The sequence below is a fragment of the Nonomuraea solani genome, assembly GCF_900108335.1.
Taxonomy (GTDB): domain Bacteria; phylum Actinomycetota; class Actinomycetes; order Streptosporangiales; family Streptosporangiaceae; genus Nonomuraea; species Nonomuraea solani.
Genome location: NZ_FNVT01000011.1, coordinates 327,948 through 349,006 on the forward strand (window position 1 = coordinate 327,948; position 21,059 = coordinate 349,006).

Sequence of the window (21,059 nt, forward strand, 5' to 3'; positions counted from 1 at the left end):
CCTTCCCCAAGGCCCTGCCGCCGGGGTGCTTCCACTTGCGCCCGTGGGACCTCAGCGGCGGCGGGCCTGGCGCCACTCGGAGACGACCTGATCCACATCAAAAGGCATCAGGTTGAGCGGCGGCCCCGGCAACCCGGTCCGGATCGCCTCCCGAATCCGCTCGTTGATCTCCTCGACGATCCGCCGAGCCTCGGCCTCCGACCTGGCCCCCCGAGCCTCACCCAGCGCGACCTCAGCGTCCCTGCGCAACGCCAGCGTAGGCGGCAGCGCCATCGAGAGCCCTTCGCTCTCGATCTTCTGCTTGATCCACCAGTTCTCGTCGAGATGCCGGTCCAGCCCCGGCAACGGCTTACCGGCCCCCGGCAGGTCATCGAACGCGCCCCGCTCCTCAGCCTCCCGGATCTGCCGATCGATCCAGTTCTCGAAGGGCAGGTTCAGAGGCTTGCGCTCACTCACGTACGGAATCTCCTCACGCCAGGTTGTGATTGGGCGAAACCGGACCGCGCCACCCCAGCACGGCCTCGATCATGCGTACGGACGCGACCGTCGCGGCCACGTCGTGCACACGCAGAATGCGGGCCCCCTTGAGCACGGAGACGACGTTGACGGCGATCGTGCCCTCTTTCCGCTCGCCCTGGGGGCGATCGATCGTCTCCCCGATGAAGTCCTTGTTGGACAGCGCCACCAGCGTCGGATAGCCGATCGCGGTGATCTCCTCAAGCCGCCGCGTCAACTCCAGCGAATGAAAGGTGTTCTTGTTCAGATCATGCCCGGGATCAATAATGATCTTGTCAGGGGCGACACCGGCCGCGAGCGCGTACGCGACCCGCTCCCGCAGAAACCCGGCCACCTCGGAAACCACGTCACCATAGCTGGGCCGGAAGACCCGCCGCCCAGGCCCGCCCAGGCTGTGGGTGACGATCACACCGACGCCCAGCGCGGCAGCGACCTCGGCCATCCCCGGCTCACGCAGGCCGTTGGTGTCGTTGATGACATCGGCGCCGGCCTCGACGGCGGCCCTCGCCACCTCGGGCCGGTGGGTGTCCACGGAGATCACGGCGTCGGTCGCGGCCCTGACCCGGGCGATGGCGGGGGCCACCCGGTCGATCTCCTCCGAAACGCCGATCCCCGCCTGGGCGGCGCTGAAGGCGAACCCGCCGATGTCCACCCAGTCGGCCCCGTCGGCGACGGCCCTGGTCGCGGCGGCGACCGCCTGGTCCAGCTCGTACGTAAGCCCCTGGTCGTGAAAGGAGTTGGGCGTCCTGTTGACGATGGCCATGATGGCGACCTGGCGGTCGAAATCGAACTCGCGCCGCCCAATGCGCCGGACGGGAGAGATGATTCCGGAGTTAGGCTCGCCGCTCACGTGCTGTCCCTTTCGTCCCTTCGAGCCTACCTGTCACTCAGCCAGGTCAGACGGCCCGGGGACACGTCGAGGGATCAGGCGGTGAAGCGGCCGAACGGGTGTCCTCCGGAGGAGCTGACCCTGATCCGGCGCATGGCCCTGGGGACTCCGTGATCGTGGCCACGCGGTAAGCGCATGGTGAGCCGGACCGTGGTGCCGCCGGGGCCGGTACGGAAGTCGGCCGCGTCGCACAACCGGCGGATCAGATAGATCCCCCGGCCCGTGTAGGACTGGTCGGAAGGCCGGCTGGCGCCGTTGACGTAGGCCGGGGGGATGCCCGAGCCCTCGTCGGTCGTCTCCGAGCGGATGATGCCGTCGACCGTCCACAGCCGGAAGTGTCCGTGCCCGCCCGCGTGCTCGACGGCGTTGACGACACTCTCGTGCACGGCCAGGACGAAGTCGTCGAGCCGGGGGCCGTGCAGCCCGCAGTGCTCGGCCGCCTCGGCGACCGCGCGGCGCAGTTTCGTGACGTCGTCGAGAGCGAACGGCTGGGTCAGAAAGGTGCGCATGGCAGGCTCCTCCAGCCGACGCGCAGGGTGAATAGACATGCCACATCACAAAGAGGTCAGGGTGAGGGGCCCGATGGGAATCGGCCCCCGAATGGCGATCCATGCGCTCCTCCGTGTCAGATCGACACGCAGGCCGCGCTTCAGGACCTCGCGTGATTTTTCCCCTTCCCCACGCAGAGGAAATTACACGCGGTCATCTTTACGGACGCCCGCCCACACCGCTGGCCAGTTCCTTTATCCGGCCGACCGGCCCTCCGTCCGGGGCCAGCGGCGGGGTCTCCATGCCCGCGCCGTCGTGCAGCCCGTCGAACAGGTCCAGCATGGCCTCCTGCGACGAGTGCCGGGGCGACCAGCCCAGCACGTCCCTGGCCCGGTCCACCTTCATCACGGGGATGCGCAGGGCCAGCTCCAGCAGCCCGGGCGAGGCGGGCACGAGCCGCATGCGCCAGCCCGCGGCCACGGCCGCCTTGGCCACTCCCTTCGGGACCGAAACGGTCCGCGTGTCGAGCAGCCGGGCCAGGTCGTGCGCGTCGAGCACCGGCTCGGCGGCGATGTTGAACGGCCCTCTGACGTTTTTGGTCACGGCCAGCCGGTACGCCTCCGCCGCGTCCTCGGCGTGCAGCACCTGCAGCCGCAGCCCGGGAATGTCGGGCACGAACGGGATCCGCCCGGCCCTGATCAGCCGCCTCGGCACGAACGGCCCGCCGAACAACCTGCGCTGCTCGGTCGCCGCCACCCGCTGGAAGATGAACCCCGGCCGCATCCGCACCACCCGGATGCCGGGATGGTCGTTCTCGAAGACGTCGAGGACGCGCTCGACGTACGCCTTCTCCCGCCCGTACGCCGCCCCGGGCCAGCCGTGCGTGGGCCAGCTCTCGTCCACAGGACGGTCCTTGGGCCCCGGTGAGTACGCCCCCACGGACGAGGCGTGCACCAGCGCGCCCACCCCCGCCTCGGCGGCCGCGCGGAACACCCGCATACTGCCCAGCACGTTGGCCCGCCAGGTGACGGCGGGATGCCTGATGGGCTGGAACAGCCACGCGAGGTGCACGACCGCGTCGGCCCCATCGAAGATCCGTACCAGATCGGCGCCGGCCACGTCGGCCTGCCGCCACTCGGTACGGTCGACTCGCCAGGCGGGCAGCCGGCGCGCGACCCCCACGATCGAGGTCACCTTTTCGTCCGCGGCCAGCGCGCGCACCACGCTGGTCCCGACGTTTCCCGTGGCTCCCACCACAACGACTCTCATGCGTGCACCGCTGCCCGCCTCCCCGGCCGCGAAACCCCTCTGACCTGCCACGATCAGGGTTTCAGCAAGATCTTCACGGCGCCTCCCGCTTTCTTCTGGAACATCTCGTACGCCATGGGCGCCTCCTCCAGCGGCAGCCGGTGAGTGGTCAGGTCCATGACCCCGAGCGGATCGGCGTCGTCGGTCACCAGCGGCATGAGCGCGCCGACCCAGCGCCTGACGTGCGCCTGCCCCATGCGCAGGGTGATGCCCTTGTCGAACATGCGCAGCATGGGCAGCGGGTCGGTCATGCCGCCGTAGACGCCGATGACCGAGATGACGCCGCCGCGGCGTACGGAGTCGATGGCCTGGTTGAGGGCCGCCAGGCGGTCGACGCCAGCGTTCGTCATCAGCGGCGCGGCCACGGCGCCGGGCAGCAGGCCGGTGAGCGTCTGGGCGATCTTGGCGGCGGGCGAGCCATGGGCCTCCATGCCGACCGCGTCGATGACGGAGTCGGTGCCGCGCCCGGCGGTGAGCCGGCGGATCTCCTCCGGCACGTCGGTGACCTCGCTGGCGTCGATGACCTCGATGTCGTGGCGGCGGGCCATCTCCAGGCGCGCAATGACGCCGTCGACGCCGATCACCCGGTGCCCGTGGTGGCGCGCGATGCGGGCGCTCATCTGCCCGATCGGCCCGAGCCCGAACACGGTCACGCTGCCGCCCTCCGGGATGTGCGCGAACTCGACGGCCTGCCAGGCGGTCGGCAGCACGTCGGACAGGTACAGGAAACGTTCGTCCGGCGGGCCCTCCGGCACCTTGATCGGGCCGAACTGCGCCTCGGGCACCCGCAGGTATTCGGCCTGCCCGCCGGGCACCTGGCCGTAGAGCTTGGTGTAGCCGAACAGGGCGGCTCCCATGCCCTTCTCGCGGACCTGAGTGGTCTCGCACTGGGCGTAGAGCTCCATCCCGCACATGTGGCAGTGGCCGCACGAGATGTTGAAGGGGATGACCACGCGGTCGCCGGGCTTGAGGTCGGTGATCGCGGCCCCGACCTCCTCGACGACGCCCATGGGCTCGTGCCCGAGGATGTCGCCCTCGGCCATGAACGGGCCGAGCACCTCGTACAGGTGCAGGTCGGATCCGCAGATTCCGGTGCTGGTCACCCTGATGATGGCGTCGTTGGGCTCCTTGATGAACGGGTCTCGAACCTCTTCGACCCGGATGTCCCGCTTGCCGTGCCAGGTGACTGCCTTCATGCTGGTCTCCTCACTACCGGGGATACCAAATCCCCGCATACCCCCACATAGGGCATCAAACGGGAGAGTCCATGGCTGAGCGCACCCCTTTGACTCCCGACGAGGCGATCCGTTTCCAGCGCGGCATGTCCGAGTGGCTCGCCAAGGAGCTGATGGAGAAGGGCTCTGTGCGCCTGTCGGCCGTCGAGGACCCCGCGCTCCAGCGCCACTTCCAGGAGGTCGCCCACCGCGTCGGCGAGATGCTCAGGAGGCCCGTGATCAGCATGGCGAGCAGCCGCGGCATGTCGTTCGAGCTCGGCGCCGAGCCGCTGCCCGGCCAGGAGCGCTCCTCCATCACCCCGCGCTAGGCGGCTGCTCCTCCGCGAGCCGCATGGCCTCCTCGACCAGCGTCTCCACGATCTGTGACTCGGGCACGGTCTTGACGACCTCGCCCTTGACGAAGATCTGCCCCTTGCCGTTGCCGGAGGCCACCCCCAGGTCCGCCTCGCGGGCCTCGCCGGGCCCGTTGACCACGCAGCCCATGACCGCCACCCGCAGCGGATGCGGGAACCCGTCGAGCGCCGCCGTCACCCGGTCGGCCAGCGTGTAGACGTCGACCTGGGCCCGCCCGCACGACGGGCAGGAGACGATCTCCAGCCGCCGCTGCCGCAGCCCCAGCGACTCCAGGATCCCGATGCCGACCTTGACCTCCTCGACGGGAGGCGCGGACAGCGACACCCGGATCGTGTCGCCGATGCCCTCGTCGAGCAGCAGCCCGAAGGCCACCGCCGACTTGATCGTGCCCTGCATGAGCGGCCCCGCCTCGGTCACGCCCAGGTGCAGCGGATAGTCGCACCGCCCGGCCAGCAGCCGGTAGGCCGCCACCATCACCCGCGGATCGTGGTGCTTGACCGAGATCTTGATGTCACGGAACCCGTGCTCCTCGAACAACGAACACTCCCACAGCGCCGACTCCACCAGCGCCTCGGGCGTGGCCTTGCCGTGCTTCTCCAGCAACCGGGGATCGAGCGAACCGGCGTTGACCCGATCCTGATCGGCGTCCCCCGGTCGGCCGCCGCCCGCGCGATCTCGCCCACCTTGTCATCAAATTTCTTGATATTGCCGGGGTTGACCCGCACGGCCGCGCACCCGGCGTCGATGGCGGCGAACACGTACTTCGGCTGGAAATGGATGTCGGCGATCACCGGGATCTGCGACTTCCCGGCGATGGCCGGCAGCGCGTCGGCGTCGTCCTGCGACGGCACCGCCACCCTGACGATCTGGCAGCCCGCCGCGGTCAGCTCAGCGATCTGCTGCAGCGTGGCGTTGACGTCGGCCGTGACCGTCGTGGTCATCGACTGCACCGAGACGGGCGCGTCGCCGCCGACCGGCACGTCACCCACCATGACCTGCCGGGAGACGCGCCGGGAACGGCGGACGGACGGAATTCCGAGACTTACAGCGGCCACCTGTCGAGCTCCTTTCTGATGGCGTACGCGATGCCCTGGCCGGTCAGCCCGGCCTCGGCCAGCAGCTCCGACCGGCTGCCCTGGCCGATGAACTCACACGGCAGGCCCAGGTTGACCACCCGCTGGCCGGGCCCGCACGCCTGCCGGACGAGAGCGCCGGCCCCGGAGGCGGCCAGGCCGTCTTCGACCGTGACGACCAGCCGGCCGCCGGCGACGACCCTGCGCAGGTCACGGGAGACCGGGATGACCCAGCGCGGATCGACCACGGTCAGGCCGACGCCCGCGGCCGACAACATCGCCCCGGCGCTCAGGCACGGCTCGGCCATCGGCCCGATGGCCACGAGCAGCACGTCCTGACCGCTGGACGACAGCACGTCCACGTCGCCGACGCTGCCGGCGGGCGGGATCTCCACGCTCGCGGGGGACTTGGGGAAGCGCAGCGCCGTCGGGCCGTCGTGCTCGACGGCCTCCTCCAGCAGCTCGCACAGCCGCACCACGTCGCGCGGCGCGGCCACCCGCATGCCGGGCACGAGGGCCAGCGCCGCCAGGTCCCACATGCCGTGGTGGCTGGGCCCGTCGGGGCCGGTGATGCCGGCCCGGTCGAGCACCAGCGTCACGGGCAGCCGGTGCAGCGCGATGTCCATCAGCACCTGGTCGAAGGCGCGGTTGAGGAACGTGGCGTAGATCGCCACCACGGGATGCAGGCCGCTCATGGCCATGCCCGCGGCCGAGGCCAGGGCCTGCTGCTCGGCGATGCCGACGTCGAACATGCGCTCGGGGAAGCGCCGCCCGAACGCGGCCAGCCCGGTCGGGCCCGGCATGGCCGCGGTGATGGCGACCAGGTCGGGCCGCCGCTCGCCCAGGGCGCAGAGGTGCTCGGCGAAGGCGTGCGTCCAGGTCTTGGGTGAGGGCGTCAGGGGCCGCCCGGTCGCCGGATCGGTCACCGGGATCGCGTGCAGGTGCTCGTCGAGATCGCGCTCGGCGGGCTCGTAGCCGCGGCCCTTGCGGGTCACGCAGTGGATCACGACCGGCGCCCGCAGCTCGCGCGCCGCGCGCATCGCCCGCTCCAGCGCCGGGATGTCGTGGCCGTCCACCGGGCCGAGGTAGCGCAGTCCGAGGTTCTCGAAGACGGCCACGCCGGGGCTCGCCCGCATCCGGCCGAGGTGGTCGGCGCAGCCGCCGTGCGTCGGCGCGTAGGAGCGCCCGTTGTCGTTGAGCACCACGATGACCGGCCGGTGCCCGGCGGCCCCCAGGTTGTTGAGCGCCTCCCAGGCCACGCCGCCGGTCAGCGCGCCGTCGCCGACCACCGCGACCACGGCCCGCGCGCCGTCGCCGGCCAGGTGCCTGGCCTTGGCCATGCCGTCGGCGTAGGAGAGCGCGGTGGAGGCGTGGGAGCTGTCCATGTGGTCGTGCGCGGACTCCTGCCTGGAGGGATAGCCGCTCAGGCCGCCCCGGCAGCGCAGCGCGTCGAAGGCGTCGCGGCGGCCCGTGAGGATCTTGTGCACGTAGGCCTGGTGGCCGGTGTCGAACACGATGACGTCGGCGGGTGAGTCGAACACCCGGTGCAGCGCGATCGTGAGCTCCACGATGCCGAGGTTGGAGCCGAGGTGGCCGCCTCGCGCGCTCACCTTGTCGATGAGGAAGGCCCGGATCTCGCCGGCCAGCCCCGGGAGCAGCTCAGCGGGCAGGGCTCGGAGGTCTTCGGGGGTCGAGACGTAGGGCAGCAGGGTCTTCATGGCATCCCCAGACCGTGGGACTGCTGTGGCAAAAGAAAGCTTGAGCTACAAAAGACACTTTACACGCTCCGTATTCAATGAGTAACTATTGGTAGCGACCGACTGACAGAAGGAGCCGGGCGAATGCCGGTGAGCTTCACTCAGCACCACCTTGGATCACGCATTGATCGGCGGCTCAACGTCTTCCTTGAGAGCTGGCGGGCCCCCGTCTCCGACCCCGGCGTCGAGGCGGCCTACGGCCTGCTGACCGACTTCATCCTCAGCGGAGGCAAGCGGATCCGGCCGCAGCTCTGTTACTGGGGCTGGCGGGGCGCCGGTGGTGACGACTGTGAAGAGATCATCAGCGCCGCCGCGTCCCTGGAGCTGTGCCACGCGGGGCTGCTCATCCACGACGACATCATGGACGGCAGCGAGCTGCGGCGGGGCCGGGCCACCGTGCACAGGAACCTCGCGGGGCTGCACCAGGGCCCGGGGGCGGAGGCGTTCGGCCAGGCGGGTGGCATCCTGCTCGGCTCGCTCAGCCTGGCCTGGTCCGACGCGCTGCTGTCGTCGTGCGGAGTGGACCCGGTGCGGCTGCGCGCCGCGCACCACCTGTTCGACGCGATGCGCACCGAGGTCATCAGCGGTCAATACCTCGACATCCTGGCCCAGCTCCGCTCGGGCGCCAGCGTGACCGAGGCGCTGACGATGATCCGGTTCAAGACCGCCAAATACACCGTCGAACGGCCGCTGCAGATCGGCGGCGCGCTGGCCGGGGCCTCGCGGGAGCTCCTCGACTCCTACTCCGGCTTCGGCCTGCCGCTCGGTGAGGCGTTCCAGCTCCGCGACGACGTGCTGGGCACGTTCGGATCGTCGTCGCAGACGGGCAAGTCGGCCCTCGACGACCTGCGGGAGGGCAAGCACACGGTGTTGTTCGCGCACGCCGTACAGCAGGCGTCTCCCGCGCAGCTCGACCACCTCAGAAGCTGGCACGGCAACCCCGAGCTGACCGAGGAGCGGGCCGCGGAGCTGCGGCAGATCCTGACCGAGACCGGCGCGCTGGCCAGAGTCGAGGAAATGATCGAAGAGCGGGTGCGCGAGGCCGTGGCGGCGCTGACCGCGGCGCACATCAAGCCGGAGGCCGCGAGCGCGCTGACCGTGCTCGCCGACCAGCTCGCCCACCGCACGAAGTAGCACCGCACCAGGTAAGGGGCTGTCCACATGGGACGCGTACTCATCGCGGCCCCGCGCGGCTACTGCGCGGGCGTCGAGCGGGCGATCATCACCGTGAAGGAGGCGCTGCGGCGCTTCGGGCCACCGGTCTACGTGCGCAAGCAGATCGTCCACAACACCTTCGTGGTCGACGACCTCACCGAGCGCGGCGCGATCTTCGTCGACGAGCTCGGCGAGGTGCCCGACGGCTCGCTGGTCATCTTCTCCGCCCACGGCGTCTCGCCGGCGGTCAAGGACGAGGCCGGGCGGCGCGGGCTGCGCACGATCGACGCCACCTGCCCGCTGGTGACGAAGGTGCACAAAGAGGCCGTACGAATGGCCGAGGAGGGCTACGAGATCGTGCTCATCGGCCACGCCGAGCACGAGGAGGTCGAGGGCACGCTCGGCGAGGCCCCCGGCCGCATCCACGTCGTCGACCCGGCCAGGCCGGAGGAGGTGACGGCGAGCGGCTCCGGGCGGGTGAGCTGGCTGTCGCAGACCACGCTGGCCGTGGACGAGACCATGCGGGCCGTCGCCGAGCTGCGCGAGCGCTTCCCCGGCCTGGCCGATCCGCCGAGCGACGACAGCTGCTACGCCAGCCAGAACCGCCAGGAGGCGGTCACCCTGATCGCCCCGCGGTGCGAGCTGGTCATCGTCGTCGGCTCGGCCAACTCCTCCAACTCCCAGCGGCTGGTGGAGGTCGCGCTGAACGCGGGGGCGAGCGCGGCCCACCTGGTCGACCGGGCCGCCCACGCCGACGAGGAGTGGCTGCGCGGCGTGGAGACCGTCGGGGTGAGCTCCGGCGCCTCCGTCCCGGAAGTGCTGGTCGCGGAGCTGCTCGCCTGGCTCGCGGCCCGCGGATACGCCGACGTCGAGCCGGTGACCCTGACCGAAGAGACCCTCACCTTCTCACTCCCTCCCGAAATCCGACCAACCCGCAACCCCGGTTAGGCCCCTACAGAGATTGGCGGTAGATCACGATGACCGAAACGACCCACTCCGGCGTGCCCGAGAACGGCAACGGGCAGCTCAGCCTCAGCACCGATGCCGCCAGGCAGCTCTCGACCACCACGAAGACGCCGCCGCAGATGCAGGAGATCACCTCACGGTGGCTGCTGCGGCTGCTTCCATGGGTGCAGTGCGCCGGTGGCGTGTTCCGGGTCAACCGGCGGCTGACCTACACGCTCGGCGACGGGCGCATCACCTTCAGCACGACGGGCTCCGACGTGCGGGTCATCCCGGCCGAGCTGACCGAGCTGCCGATGCTGCGCGACTTCGACGACATGGAGGTGCTGGAGGCCCTGGCCGGTCGCTTCCAGCAGCGTGAGATAGAGCCGGGCGAGAAGGTCGTCTCCGAGGGCCGTCCCGCGGACCAGCTCGTACTGATCGCTCACGGCCGCGTGGTCAAGGTCGCCAGCGGCGCGTACGGCGACGACCAGAACCTCGGGGTGCTGGCCGACGGCGACTACCTGGGCGAGCAGACCCTGACCGACGGCGCCGAATACCGCTTCAGCGCGCAGGCCAGGACGGCCACCACCGTGCTCACGCTCTCCCGGCAGGACTTCGACCAGATCGCCCAGATGGCTCCCCATCTGCGTGAGCACATCGAAGCCTGGCGCACGAGCGGCGACCGCGCCCAGAACGCCTATGGCGAGGCCGCGATCGACATGTCCTCCGGCCACATCGGCGAGCCCGTGCTGCCCGGCACGTTCGTGGACTACGAGCAGAGCCCGCGCGAATACGAGCTGAGCGTCGCCCAGACCGTCCTGCGCGTGCACAGCCGGGTCACCGACCTGTACAACCAGCCGATGAGCCAGCTCGACCAGCAGCTCCGCCTCACGATCGAGGCCCTGCGCGAGCGCCAGGAGGACGAGCTGGTCAACAACAAGGAGTTCGGCCTGCTGCACAACGCCGACTTCGGCCAGCGCATCCGCACCCGCTCGGGCCCGCCCACCCCCGACGACCTCGACGACCTGCTGTCCACGGTGTGGAAGGACCCGGCGTTCTTCCTGGCCCACCCGCAGGCCATCGCGGCGTTCGGCAGGGAGTGCAGCAAGCGCGGCATCTACCCGCAGTCCAGCGAGGTCAACGGGCACCGGGTGCCGGCCTGGCGGGGTGTGCCGATCTTCCCGTGCAACAAGATCCCGGTCACCGGCCAGCGCACGACCTCGATCATGCTCATGCGCACCGGCCAGGAGAACCAGGGGGTCATCGGCCTGCACCAGACCGGCATCCCCGATGAATACCAGCCGAGTCTGTCGGTGCGGTTCATGAACATCAACGAGAAGGCGATCATCTCCTACCTGGTCAGCGCCTACTACTCGGCCGCCGTCCTGGTGCCCGACGCGCTCGGCGTGCTGGAGGACATCGAGCTCGGCAGGAACGGCTACTAGCCCTCGATTGGTGGTGCTGAAGGTGACGGAGTCGGATCAGCGCGACGCGCGCATGAGTCTCGGCACCGGGGCGGCGCGCGCGCTCGCCACGACGACCAAGACGCCTCCGCAGATGCGGGAGATCACCTCCCGCTGGCTGCTGCGGGTGCTTCCGTGGGTGGACGTCGCGGGCGGTGTCTATCGCGTGAACCGGCGGCTGACGTACCCGGTCGGAGGCGGCCGGGTGAGCTTCTCGAACACCGGCTCCCGGGTGCGCGTCGTCCCGCCGTCCCTGACCGAACTGCCGTTGCTGCACGGGCTCGACGACGACCGCGTGCTCGACACCCTCGCGGGGCTGTTCGAGCAGCGGGAGTTCGCCCCGGGCGACGTGATCGCCCGGGCGGGGCGGCCGGTGGACGAGATGCTGCTCATCGCGCACGGCCGGGTGAGCAGAGTCCGGTCCGGCCCGTACGGCGACCGCGTCGTCCTCGGCACGCTGGCCGACGGCGACCACGCCGGCGCGGACCGGCCGGACAACGTGTGGGACTGCACGCTGGAGGCCGGCACGGCGTGCACCGTCCTGGCGCTGCCGTGGGCGGAGCTCCACGCCGAGACCGGCCGGTCGCCGTCGCTGCGCGACCAGCTCACCCGCCACCGGGCCCGCCTGGCCGCGCCCCAGAACAGGTGGGGCGAGGCGGCGATCGTGACGGCCGCCGGGCACCGGGGCGAGCACCCGCTGCCCGGCACGTTCGCCGACTACGACCCGGGGCCGCGCGAATACGAGCTGAGCGTGTCGCAGACCGTGCTCCGCGTCCACACCCGGGTGGCCGACCTGTTCAACCAGCCGATGGACCAGACCGGCGAACAGCTCAAGCTCACCATCCAGGCCGTACGCGAGCGCCAGGAGCACGAGCTGATCAACAACCGCGACTTCGGGCTGCTGCACCAGGCCGATCCGAAGCAGCGCGTCCACCCCCGCACGGGCCCGCCGGGCCCCGAGGACCTCGACGAGCTGCTCTGCCGCAGGAAGAAGTCCCGCTACTTCCTCGCCCACCCGAAGGCCATCGCCGCCTTCCACCGGGAGTGCAACGCCAGGGGCGTCTACCCCGACAGCACCGAGATCGAGGGCGCCACGCTGACCGCGTGGCGCGGCGTGCCCATCCTGCCCTGCGACAAGATCCCCGTCAGCCGGGCGGGCACCAGCTCGATCCTCGTCATCAGGACCGGCGAGGAGGACGCCGGCGTGGTCGGCCTCTATCAGAGCGGCATCCCCGACGAACGCGAGCCGGGGCTCAGCGTGCGGTGCACCGGCATCGACGCGCGGGCCGTCGCGTCCTATCTGGTCAGCGCCTACTACTCGGCCGCGCTCCTGGTGCCCGACGCGCTCGGCGTGCTGGAGAACGCCGAGGTGGCGCGCTGACCACCCATGTGAAGGAGTGATCGTGTCCCAGCCGTTCGAACTGCCGGACTTCTACATGCCGTACCCGGCGCGGCTCAACCAGCATCTCGAAGAGGCTCGCGTGCACTCCAAACAGTGGGCACGCGACATGGGCATGCTCGAAGGATCCGGCGTCTGGGAGGAGGCCGACCTCGACGCCCACGACTACCCGCTGATGTGCGCCTACACCCACCCCGACTGCGACGGCGCGGAGCTGGGGCTGATCACCGACTGGTACATCTGGGTGTTCTTCTTCGACGACCATTTCCTGGAGGTCTTCAAGCGCACCGGCGACCTGTCCGGCGGCAAGGACTACCTCAACGGGCTGGCCCGCTTCATGCCGATGGGCGCGGATCTGACCGTGCCGGAGCCGAGCAACCCGGTCGAGGCGGGGCTGGCCGACCTGTGGCCCCGGACGGTGCCGAGCATGTCGCCGGCCTGGCGGGCGCGGTTCGCGGAGAGCACGCGCAACCTGCTCAACGAGTCGATCTGGGAGCTGGCCAACATCAACAGGGGCCGGGTGGCCAACCCGGTCGAGTACATCGAGATGCGGCGCAAGGTCGGCGGCGCGCCCTGGTCGGCCGGGCTCGTCGAGCACGCCGTGGGCGCCGAGGTGCCGGACCGGATCGCCGCGACCCGGCCGATGCGGGTGCTCAGAGACTCCTTCTCCGACGGCGTGCACCTGCGCAACGACCTGTTCTCCTACGAGCGGGAGGTCGGGGACGAGGGCGAGCTGAGCAACGGCGTGCTGGTGCTGGAGAAGTTCCTGGGCTGCGGCACGCAGGAGGCCGCCGACGCCGTCAACGACCTGCTGACCTCGCGGCTGCACCAGTTCGAGCACACGGTGTTCACGGAGCTGGGGCCGCTGTTCGTCGAATACGCCATCGACCCGCTGTCCGCCGCCGGCGTGCTGGCCTACGTCAAAGGGCTGCAGGACTGGCAGTCGGGCGGGCACGAGTGGCACATGCGCTCGAGCCGGTACATGAACAAGAAGGCGAAGACCGGGAAGCCGCTGGGCATGACGTCGCTGGTCAACATGCTGGGGGCCAAGCGGGTGCGCAACTTCACGCATGTGCCGTACCAGCGGGTCGGGCCGGCGCGGATTCCCGACCTGTACGTGCCGTTCGAGCTCAGGCTGTCGCCGCATCTCGACGCCGCCCGGCGCAACACGGTGGCCTGGTGCGGGGAGATGGGCATGCTGGAGCCCCAGAACGGGGTGGTCGGCTCCATGGTGTGGGACGAACGCAAGTGCGTCGACATCGACCTGCCGCTCTGCGCGGCCGGCCTGCATCCCGACGCCACCCCTGAGGAGCTCGACCTGGCGTCGTTCTGGCTGGCCTGGGGGACGTACGGGGACGACTACTTCCCCGTCGTCTTCGGCAGGTCACAGAACCTGGCGGCGGCCAAGGTGACGGTGGACCGGTTCTCGGCGTTCATGCCTCTCGACTGCTCGGCCACGCCGGCGCCGGCGAGCGCGCTGGAGCGCGGGCTGGCCGACATCTGGGCGCGTACGGCGGGGCCGATGCCGCTCGCGGACCGGCGCAAGCTGCGCGTCGCGGTCGAGGACATGTGCGCGGGCTGGCTGTGGGAGCTGGCCAATGAGCTGGCCCACCACGTGCCCGACCCGGTGGACTACATGGAGATGCGCCGGCTCACGTTCGGCTCCGAGCTGACGATGAGCCTGTGCCGGTTGCGGCACTCCAAGGGGATCCCGGACGAGGTCTACGCCAGCGGGCCGATGGTGGCGCTGGCGAACGCGATGATGGACGCGGGTTGCCTGGTCAACGACATCTTCTCGTACCAGAAGGAGATCGAGTTCGAGGGCGAGGTGCACAACTGCGTCCTGGTGGTGCAGACCTTCTTCGACTGCGACTACCCGGCGGCGCTGGCGATCGTCAACGACCTGCTGACCTCGCGGGTCCAGCAGTTCGAGCACATCGTCGAGCACGAGCTGCCGATCGTCTGCGACGACTTCGGCCTCGACGCCGGCGCGCGGCGCGACCTCGACGGGTTCGTGACCGAGCTGCGCGACTGGCTGGCCGGCATCCTCAACTGGCACCACAACTGCTACCGCTACGACGAAGCCTCACTGCGCCGCCACCACGAACCGCCCCCGTGGCGGCTCGGCGGCCCGACGGGACTGGGCACCTCGGCCGCGCTCATCGGGCCTCCAGGTGTGCGTCATGGGTCCTGGGCAGATAGAACCAGCCCATCATGCGCAGCAACCGCCGCTGGTACGGGGTGACGTTGTGCAGCCGGATCCACCGCTCCGAGGGCGGCAGCGTGGGCATCACGAGCACGCGCAGCCCTGAGATGTCGATGAAGGTCAGCTCGCCGGTGTCGACGATGACGTAGGTGTCCTGGCGGCAACTCGCCAGGGCGCTTGCCAGCGCGGAACTGTTGGTGACGTCGATCGCGCCGCTCAGCGTCACGGCGGGCGCCCCTGGCGCCGCTCGCACGGTGATCGTCAGCTGCTCGTCCTGATAGAGCAGCCGTTCCTGAACGCTCACGCTCCTCGCACCCCCCAACGCGCACCGGGGGTTGTCTGCCGAACCTGCAGGGAATGACCGCCACAACTGCTGGCGTTTGACCCGAAATACAGGTTACACGAGGTATGTGCCGCTATGTAATTTTCGCCGGAAAATGACCGAATTTCGGGGCAATATTGGTGGCTAACGCTTTCCGAACAGGCCGGCCATACCCGCGCCGGCCTCGGGCATGAAGGTCGCCGGCCTGATCGGACGAGCGATGCGGGCGAGTGACTTGGACGGCGCCCGGACGACGCGGCGAGCCTGGGACACCCCGGCAAGGTGCCGCCACTAGGGGTCGTGGCTACCGGAGTGTCACCAGGTCAGGCGCGCGCGGTCCCGCCGCCCCGGCGACTCAGTTGTTGTCGCCCGTGTTCTTCTCGTTGTTGGCCAGGTGGAGATCGATGTCCTGCAGGTGCAGGAGCGTGATGATGTCGATGTACTTGACCGAGTCGTTGAGAACGTCGTTCGCGAGCGTCAGGTCATCGAGGATGCTGAGCTGGCTCAGGATCTGCTTGTCCTTGTTGAGCGCGTTGGGGCCGACGTCGGCCGAGGCGCTGGTGGCGGAGAACCCGAACAGGAAGCCCGCGATCGCTGCACCGGCAAGAATGCGACGCATCATTTTTCTACTTCTCCTTTGTCGTCAATCGCTCGCACAGGGCGGCGAGATTCCAGTAATAACAATCTCGCGGCTCGCAGGCGCACTGCAACTTGGCCGAGCTAAGTCGAAGTCAAATGCCCGCCCCGATTTCTTGGGGCTGTTGATCATGACTAGTTCAGAAATGTCCGAGAAGCGGAGTTTTGTCCGAAATGCGGGGACGGCGATTTTTCATCTTATCGCCATACGGGCATCCCGCCTCCCAAAAGGGCGTTTTATCACCATAGGGAAGGAGGAATGCTACCGGGAGAGCGTCGCGGTGAGGCTCGGCGCGCAGGATGCGGGGGAGCGCTGAATATGCCATGAATGGACAACGGCCGCTGCTGCTAATAGCGCTGACCATCGCGATTTCGTACGTCCCCGGCGGCGATCCACCGGCGCTGGCGGGCTGCGTCACCCATTTCTGCCGGCAGACGGTCGCCAAGTCGAACCGGGCGGCGGGCGGGGCCATCGCGGTGCGGGCCGCGCTGGAGATGATCGGGGTCCCGTACACGTGGGGCGGCGGCGGGCCGGACGGGCCCGGGTTCGGGATCGGCAAAGGGGCCAAGGTCAAGGGGTTCGACTGCTCGGGGCTCGCCGAGTACGCGTGGGCGCGGGCGGGGGTGCTCATCGGGACGACCACGTACGAGCAGTGGCGAACGGGGATCCGGCTGCCGAAGGAGGAGGTGGAGCCGGGTGACCTGGTGTTCTACGACAACGATCCGCGACGTCCCGGGCCCGAGCACGTCGCCGTGGCCGTGGACGCGACGCGGATGGTGCACGCGCCGTACACCGGGCAGTTCGTCCGGCTCGACCCGCTGGACCGGCGGACCTTCATGGGGGCGGTCCGGCCGAGCGAGCGCGCGGCCAACACCGATCCGCCGGACATCGACCTCTGAGAGGGGGGTGCGGTGTGCCTGTGGGAACGCGGCCGCGCGGCCCAGGTCGTCCTGCAGTGATCGACCTGGGCCGCGCGGTGCTGGTGGCCTGGTGCGCACCAAGCCGGTTGCCGTGGCCTCGCGACCGTCCACGGCCCGTACGTTCGGTTCACCTCAAGGCACCAGGAAGACGACCTTGGCCGGGCGGGCTCCCGGCATTGTCCGGGAGCCGCCGATCGGCTTCCTGCCTACGCCACGTGAGGAGTCGTCAGTTGTTGTCGCCCGTGTCTTCCTCGTTGTTCAGGACGTGGGCGTCGATGTCGTTCAGGTGCAGCAGCGTGATGATGTCGACGTACTTGACCGAGTCGTTGAGGACGTCGTTCAGCGCGGTCACGTCGTCGAGGATGCTCAGCTGGCTCAGGATGCTCTGCCCGCTGTTGTGCGGGTTGGGGCCGACGTCGGCCGAGGCTCCGGTAGCGGTGAAGCCGAGGGCGGCGGCCGCGATTGCTGCACCGGCCAGAATGCGACGGATCATGTTTGCTTTCCTCCATGGATCGGCGCGGAAATCCCGACGCCATAGTCGTTTGTGCAGGGCTGTGAGGTGCCGCAAATAACAATCGCGGCAGGCGGCCAGAATCGCAACTCGAAAAGCCCTCATCGAGGTCAAGGTGGAACCTCGGTTTCTTGGTGATCGGTTTTCACGCTCGTCGACGGCGGACGGGATATCGGCTGCTCTGGCAGGCTGACCGACGGCATTTATTTTGGCTGACCGCGAGAAGTCCGACGGAATCGTGCACCCCCGTTTAGGCAACGATCACCCGAAACTTTGAGAATCCGAGTACGCCCGTCGGTGTACTCCGGCGGCCCGCCACGGGGTGATGTCCCCGGCTCGCAAAGCGGTGAGGATGGCGGGCGAGTTCGGGAAAGGAGGTGATCGGGATGCGGCCACGTATCCGGAAGGCGGTCCTGGTTATCCACGTCATCGCGTCGGTGGCGCTGCTCGGCGAGGTGTGGGGGCTCGTGGTGCTGAATACGGCGGCGGCGCTGACAAAGGACCTGGAGCTGGCGCACGCCGCCTATCGGCTGATGCCGCTGCTGGTGTTCGCGGGCGGGATACCGCTCAGCGTCACCGCTTTGATCACCGGCATCACCCTGGGGCTGACCGGCCATTGGGGGCTGTTTCGCCATTACTGGGTGACGGTCAAGCTGGTCCTGCTGGTGGCCGTGATCTGCGCGGGCATGTTGCTGTTCGATCCCGAGGGAATGGCGGCCGTGACCGAGGGCGGCCGGGCGGCGGGCGCCACCCGGCAGTGGAGTCAGGTGGCCGTGCCGGGGGCGCAGATCGTCGCGCTGATGACGGCGACGGCGCTGTCGGTGTTCAAACCGCGCGGCAAACTCCGGTGGCCTGGAAAACGGCCATGAATTCCTTTGGGTGCGTGGAGACGGTCAGGGCTCTTGAGGCTCTTCGAGGCGGTCGAGGGCGGTGGAGAGGCGGCGGAGGGTGTCCAGGCAGTCGCGTGCCCCTTCGACGCCCAGCTCGCCCACCAGCCGGTCGGCGAACTCCTGGTGGGCTGGGACGATCTTGGCGATCGCATCCCGGCCGGCCGCCGTCGGCTGGAGCAGCTTGGCCCTGCGGTGCGCGGGGTTGGGCCGGTATTCGGCCAGCCCCCGCTCCACCAGCAGGTCGGCGATCCGCTGCACGCCCTGCCTGGTCATCCCCATGTCCCGGGCGATCCCGGCGACGGACAGCGGCTCGCGCAGCACGGCCCCGAGGACCTGCCACCACGCGGCCGTCATCCCGGCCGGGCGGGCCAGCCCCTCCGCGACCTGGAGGAACTGGCCATTGAGCCGGAACGAGCCCAGCGCCATCCCGGACAACAGCTCGGCGCTTTCGCTCATGCCGCCATCAGCACCTCGAAAGCCGTGGGGTCGCTCTTGGAGAAGAGCCGGAACCAGGCGTCCAGCACCTCGGGCCGGTAGACGTCCAGCCGGCGGAACGCCTCCCTGGCGAAGGCCACCGGCTCGGTCGGCCCGGCCGTGATGAGGTCGCCGTCGAGCACCGCGTCCTGGTCGAGATAGCGGCCCTCGCCCTTGTAGCCCTCCTGGGCCCGCAGGTACTGGAGCACGGCGCTGGTGTGGTCGCGGTCGTCCAGCAGCCCCTCGCGGGCCAGCCCGGCCGTGGCGCCGCAGATGGCCGCGACCGGGACGCCCGCGTCCAGGAACGCGCGGGCCTTGTGCGCGAACGGCGCCAGCTCGGCCCCCGCGTCCCACAGCTCGGCGCCGGGCAGGATGAGCAGCGCGCTGCCGGCCGGGGAGAGCCGGTCGAGCGTAATGTCGGGGGTGATCCGCAGGCCGCCCATGGTGACGACGGGGTCGGCGGTGAGGCCCACCGTGACGACCTCGAAGCCGCCGGGTTCGCGCTGGTAGCTGCCGTTGCGCAGGTGCGCGGTGAGATGACCGGTCTCCCAGTCGGCGAGGGTGTCGTAGACGGCGAGGTGAACGATTCGCTTCATGACAGTATCTTGTCATTTCGACAGCATGTTGTCAACTGGATACCGTGCAAGGATAGGCCCCATGGCAGAGATCGTCGGCGGCGGACGTCCGGTCAACGACGCCGAGCGGCGCGTGATCGCCTATTTGCGCGACCACGCGCCCGCCGACTGGTTGCTGCTGCACAACGTCGAGGTCCCGCGCGGCCATGACATCTTCGAGGTCGACCTGCTCGTGCTGACCGCGCACTCGCTGGTGGTCGTCGACGTCAAGGGCACCAGGGGGCGGATCGAGGTCTCGGGCACGCGCTGGTTCCCGCCGCGCAGAGAGGCGTTCGGCTCGCCGGTGGCCAAGCTGCGGGGCACCGCGAAGGCGCTCAAGGGGCTGCTGGTGTCCAAGGCCACCCAGCTCGAACGGGTCTACGTCGACAGCCTGGTCGTGCTCACCTCGCCCGACGCCCAGCTCATCGATCCGGCCGGGCGCGACGCGGTCAACGTCACCGACCTGCCCGGGCTGCTGGCCACGCTGAGCGACGTCTCGCGGGTCAGGCGCGGGTGCAGCCCCGACGCGAAGCCGTACCGGACGGCGATTCTCGACGCGCTCAACCAGACCGTGCGCCGCAGCACCGCGCCGCCCAGGTTCGGCAACTGGGAGGTCGAGGAGCAGCTCGGCGGTGACGCCAAGATCACCGAATATCGGGCCTTCAACGTCACGCTGCCCGGCAGCGAGACCGTGCTGCTGCGGGTCTACCAGGCCGACCCCATGGCCGACCACGAGGCGCGGGCGGCCGAGCGGCAGCGCATCGCCAACGCCTACCAGACGCTGGCCAGGATCCCGCCGCATCCGTGTGTGGTGCGCTCGCGCGACTTCTTCGCCATCGACGACGAGAGCCGGTTCGTCCTGGTCCTCGACGACGTGCACGGCGAGGCGCTGCACCTGTCGCTGGGCAAGGGGGCGCGGCTGGGCGTGATCCAAGACCTGCTGCGCGGGCTGGCGCACGCGCACGCCAACGGCGTGGTGCACCGGGCGCTGACCCCGGCCTCCGTGCTGGTCACCGATGACGGGCACGCGGTGCTGACCGGGTTCGACTACGCCAAGCCGGGGCCGCGCGACTACACCGTGGCCCACGAGCTGGGCAACGTGCTCGACGCCCATTACGTGGCGCCGGAGTGCCAGGAGCGGCCCGACCGGATGACGACCGCCTCCGACGTCTACGCCGCCGGGGCCATCGCCTACCAGCTCCTGACCGGGCAGCTCCCGACGAGCGCCGACGCCCACGGGCCCGACGTGCCCGAGGTGGTGCGCCGGATGCTCGACCACGCCCCCGCCAAGCGGCCCACCGCCGAGGAGGCGCTCCGGGCGCTGGAGGCCGCGCCTCTGCGGACATCTCGCCTCAAACGGTTCGTACGCCGGATAGTGTCCGGATCATGACCACAAGGCTGCGCCCGGTGGCAGAGGACGATGTGCCCTTCCTGCACCGGCTCATGAACGACCCCGACAGCACCGGCGACTTCCAGTGGTACGGCTTCCAGGGCCCCCACCGGCTGCGCGCCCGCTGGGCCGAGAACGGCATGCTGAGCGACGAGGGCGGCATCCTGATCATCGCGGACGGTGATGACGCGGTGGGGTTCGTGTCGTGGAACAGGCAGATCGCCAACCGGGCCAGTTTTTACTGGTCGATGGGGCTGATCGTGGCACCTGAGCATCGTGGGCGGGGATATGGCACGGAGGCGCAGAAGCTGATCGCGCGCTACCTGTTCGATCACTCGCTGGCCAACCGGATCGAGGCGTCCACCGAGATCACGAACGTGGCCGAACAGCGGGCGCTGGAGAAGGCCGGTTTCACGCGTGAGGGTGTCCTGCGGGGTGGTGGGTTTCGTGCGGGGCAGTGGCACGATGGCGTGCTCTACAGCATGATCCGCTCCGATCTGGACTAGCCTCCC

General features: G+C 69.6%; 21 protein-coding genes and 1 pseudogene. 10 read left to right on the forward strand and 12 right to left on the reverse strand.

The features are described 5' to 3' along the window. Positions 1-51: 51 nt before the first annotated feature. The 5 genes from C4V41_RS34760 to C4V41_RS34780 form a co-directional block, all read right to left on the reverse strand. A complete protein-coding gene (locus C4V41_RS34760; protein ID WP_103960208.1) occupies positions 52-456 on the reverse strand; it encodes a DnaJ family domain-containing protein in 405 nt (134 codons plus the stop codon). Positions 457-469: 13 nt separating this feature from the next. Further along, positions 470-1,366, reverse strand: a complete 897-nt coding sequence (folP, locus tag C4V41_RS34765) for a dihydropteroate synthase (RefSeq protein ID WP_200824432.1) — start codon at positions 1,364-1,366, stop codon at positions 470-472. 74 nt (positions 1,367-1,440) lie between these two features. After that, positions 1,441-1,914, reverse strand: a complete 474-nt coding sequence (locus C4V41_RS34770; protein ID WP_160150495.1) for an ATP-binding protein — start codon at positions 1,912-1,914, stop codon at positions 1,441-1,443. 199 nt (positions 1,915-2,113) lie between these two features. Then, on the reverse strand, positions 2,114-3,163 hold the full coding sequence (locus C4V41_RS34775) for an NAD-dependent epimerase/dehydratase family protein (protein ID WP_103960210.1): 1,050 nt from the start codon (positions 3,161-3,163) through the stop codon (positions 2,114-2,116). Positions 3,164-3,216: 53 nt separating this feature from the next. After that, positions 3,217-4,398: a zinc-dependent alcohol dehydrogenase gene (locus C4V41_RS34780; protein ID WP_103960211.1), complete on the reverse strand. Its 1,182-nt coding sequence runs from the start codon at positions 4,396-4,398 to the stop codon at positions 3,217-3,219. A 71-nt stretch (positions 4,399-4,469) separates the two neighbouring features. Here C4V41_RS34780 and C4V41_RS34785 point away from each other — a divergent pair, with 71 nt between their 5' ends. Beyond that, positions 4,470-4,745: a hypothetical protein gene (locus C4V41_RS34785; protein WP_103960212.1), complete on the forward strand. Its 276-nt coding sequence runs from the start codon at positions 4,470-4,472 to the stop codon at positions 4,743-4,745. Here C4V41_RS34785 and ispG read toward each other — a convergent pair. Further along, a pseudogene (gene ispG, locus C4V41_RS34790) lies at positions 4,732-5,783 on the reverse strand (flavodoxin-dependent (E)-4-hydroxy-3-methylbut-2-enyl-diphosphate synthase). The gene C4V41_RS34785 and the pseudogene ispG overlap by 14 nt on opposite strands. Before the next feature lie 50 nt (positions 5,784-5,833). Further along, positions 5,834-7,582 (reverse strand): 1-deoxy-D-xylulose-5-phosphate synthase, encoded by a 1,749-nt coding sequence (locus tag C4V41_RS34795; protein ID WP_103960213.1) that lies wholly within the window; start codon positions 7,580-7,582, stop codon positions 5,834-5,836. Between the two features lie 129 nt (positions 7,583-7,711). Here C4V41_RS34795 and C4V41_RS34800 point away from each other — a divergent pair, with 129 nt between their 5' ends. The 5 genes from C4V41_RS34800 to C4V41_RS34820 are packed head-to-tail and all read left to right on the forward strand — an operon-like array spanning position 7,712 to position 14,828. After that, positions 7,712-8,755: a polyprenyl synthetase family protein gene (locus C4V41_RS34800; RefSeq protein ID WP_160150496.1), complete on the forward strand. Its 1,044-nt coding sequence runs from the start codon at positions 7,712-7,714 to the stop codon at positions 8,753-8,755. Positions 8,756-8,782: 27 nt separating this feature from the next. Beyond that, positions 8,783-9,724 (forward strand): 4-hydroxy-3-methylbut-2-enyl diphosphate reductase, encoded by a 942-nt coding sequence (locus C4V41_RS34805; protein ID WP_103960215.1) that lies wholly within the window; start codon positions 8,783-8,785, stop codon positions 9,722-9,724. A 29-nt stretch (positions 9,725-9,753) separates the two neighbouring features. Further along, positions 9,754-11,166 (forward strand): family 2B encapsulin nanocompartment shell protein, encoded by a 1,413-nt coding sequence (locus C4V41_RS34810; RefSeq protein ID WP_103960216.1) that lies wholly within the window; start codon positions 9,754-9,756, stop codon positions 11,164-11,166. 52 nt (positions 11,167-11,218) lie between these two features. Further along, positions 11,219-12,565 (forward strand): family 2B encapsulin nanocompartment shell protein, encoded by a 1,347-nt coding sequence (locus tag C4V41_RS34815; protein WP_103960289.1) that lies wholly within the window; start codon positions 11,219-11,221, stop codon positions 12,563-12,565. Positions 12,566-12,587: 22 nt separating this feature from the next. Continuing rightward, positions 12,588-14,828, forward strand: a complete 2,241-nt coding sequence (locus C4V41_RS34820; RefSeq protein ID WP_235030554.1) for a terpene synthase family protein — start codon at positions 12,588-12,590, stop codon at positions 14,826-14,828. Here C4V41_RS34820 and C4V41_RS34825 read toward each other — a convergent pair. After that, entirely contained in the window at positions 14,743-15,093 is a 351-nt protein-coding gene (locus C4V41_RS34825; protein ID WP_160150497.1) for an STAS domain-containing protein, read from the reverse strand. The genes C4V41_RS34820 and C4V41_RS34825 overlap by 86 nt on opposite strands. Positions 15,094-15,466: 373 nt before the next feature. After that, entirely contained in the window at positions 15,467-15,733 is a 267-nt protein-coding gene (locus tag C4V41_RS34830; RefSeq protein WP_103960218.1) for a hypothetical protein, read from the reverse strand. 338 nt (positions 15,734-16,071) lie between these two features. Here C4V41_RS34830 and C4V41_RS34835 point away from each other — a divergent pair, with 338 nt between their 5' ends. Then, on the forward strand, positions 16,072-16,647 hold the full coding sequence (locus C4V41_RS34835) for a C40 family peptidase (RefSeq protein ID WP_160150498.1): 576 nt from the start codon (positions 16,072-16,074) through the stop codon (positions 16,645-16,647). 247 nt (positions 16,648-16,894) lie between these two features. Here the strand turns inward: C4V41_RS34835 and C4V41_RS34840 are convergent, their stop codons facing one another. Beyond that, a complete protein-coding gene (locus C4V41_RS34840; RefSeq protein ID WP_103960220.1) occupies positions 16,895-17,161 on the reverse strand; it encodes a hypothetical protein in 267 nt (88 codons plus the stop codon). 395 nt (positions 17,162-17,556) lie between these two features. Here C4V41_RS34840 and C4V41_RS34845 point away from each other — a divergent pair, with 395 nt between their 5' ends. Continuing rightward, positions 17,557-18,048, forward strand: coding sequence for a hypothetical protein (locus C4V41_RS34845; RefSeq protein ID WP_146103903.1), 492 nt, complete (start codon positions 17,557-17,559; stop codon positions 18,046-18,048). A gap of 24 nt (positions 18,049-18,072) precedes the next feature. Here C4V41_RS34845 and C4V41_RS34850 read toward each other — a convergent pair whose 3' ends face one another. Both C4V41_RS34850 and C4V41_RS34855 read right to left on the reverse strand, forming a co-directional pair. Then, positions 18,073-18,525: a MarR family winged helix-turn-helix transcriptional regulator gene (locus C4V41_RS34850; protein WP_103960222.1), complete on the reverse strand. Its 453-nt coding sequence runs from the start codon at positions 18,523-18,525 to the stop codon at positions 18,073-18,075. Continuing rightward, positions 18,522-19,139 (reverse strand): DJ-1/PfpI family protein, encoded by a 618-nt coding sequence (locus tag C4V41_RS34855; RefSeq protein ID WP_103960223.1) that lies wholly within the window; start codon positions 19,137-19,139, stop codon positions 18,522-18,524. Before C4V41_RS34855 ends, C4V41_RS34850 begins: the two co-directional genes overlap by 4 nt. 61 nt (positions 19,140-19,200) lie before the next feature. On the opposite strand from C4V41_RS34855, the gene mads6 reads away from it, so the two are divergent. Both mads6 and C4V41_RS34865 read left to right on the forward strand, forming a co-directional pair. Further along, positions 19,201-20,547, forward strand: coding sequence for a methylation-associated defense system protein kinase MAD6 (mads6, locus tag C4V41_RS34860; protein ID WP_103960224.1), 1,347 nt, complete (start codon positions 19,201-19,203; stop codon positions 20,545-20,547). After that, on the forward strand, positions 20,544-21,053 hold the full coding sequence (locus C4V41_RS34865) for a GNAT family N-acetyltransferase (protein ID WP_103960225.1): 510 nt from the start codon (positions 20,544-20,546) through the stop codon (positions 21,051-21,053). Before mads6 ends, C4V41_RS34865 begins: the two co-directional genes overlap by 4 nt. Positions 21,054-21,059 lie beyond the last annotated feature (6 nt).

Coding starts and splice junctions, on each gene's coding strand:
- C4V41_RS34770 (WP_160150495.1), bottom strand. CDS start 1,914: ATGCGCACCTTTCTGACCCAGCCGTTCGCTCTCGACGACGTCACGAAA.
- C4V41_RS34775 (WP_103960210.1), bottom strand. CDS start 3,163: ATGAGAGTCGTTGTGGTGGGAGCCACGGGAAACGTCGGGACCAGCGTG.
- C4V41_RS34780 (WP_103960211.1), bottom strand. CDS start 4,398: ATGAAGGCAGTCACCTGGCACGGCAAGCGGGACATCCGGGTCGAAGAG.
- C4V41_RS34785 (WP_103960212.1), top strand. CDS start 4,470: ATGGCTGAGCGCACCCCTTTGACTCCCGACGAGGCGATCCGTTTCCAG.
- C4V41_RS34795 (WP_103960213.1), bottom strand. CDS start 7,582: ATGAAGACCCTGCTGCCCTACGTCTCGACCCCCGAAGACCTCCGAGCC.
- C4V41_RS34805 (WP_103960215.1), top strand. CDS start 8,783: ATGGGACGCGTACTCATCGCGGCCCCGCGCGGCTACTGCGCGGGCGTC.
- C4V41_RS34810 (WP_103960216.1), top strand. CDS start 9,754: ATGACCGAAACGACCCACTCCGGCGTGCCCGAGAACGGCAACGGGCAG.
- C4V41_RS34815 (WP_103960289.1), top strand. CDS start 11,219: ATGAGTCTCGGCACCGGGGCGGCGCGCGCGCTCGCCACGACGACCAAG.
- C4V41_RS34830 (WP_103960218.1), bottom strand. CDS start 15,733: ATGATGCGTCGCATTCTTGCCGGTGCAGCGATCGCGGGCTTCCTGTTC.
- C4V41_RS34835 (WP_160150498.1), top strand. CDS start 16,072: ATGAATGGACAACGGCCGCTGCTGCTAATAGCGCTGACCATCGCGATT.
- C4V41_RS34840 (WP_103960220.1), bottom strand. CDS start 17,161: ATGATCCGTCGCATTCTGGCCGGTGCAGCAATCGCGGCCGCCGCCCTC.
- C4V41_RS34850 (WP_103960222.1), bottom strand. CDS start 18,525: ATGAGCGAAAGCGCCGAGCTGTTGTCCGGGATGGCGCTGGGCTCGTTC.
- C4V41_RS34855 (WP_103960223.1), bottom strand. CDS start 19,139: ATGAAGCGAATCGTTCACCTCGCCGTCTACGACACCCTCGCCGACTGG.
- mads6 (WP_103960224.1), top strand. CDS start 19,201: ATGGCAGAGATCGTCGGCGGCGGACGTCCGGTCAACGACGCCGAGCGG.
- C4V41_RS34865 (WP_103960225.1), top strand. CDS start 20,544: ATGACCACAAGGCTGCGCCCGGTGGCAGAGGACGATGTGCCCTTCCTG.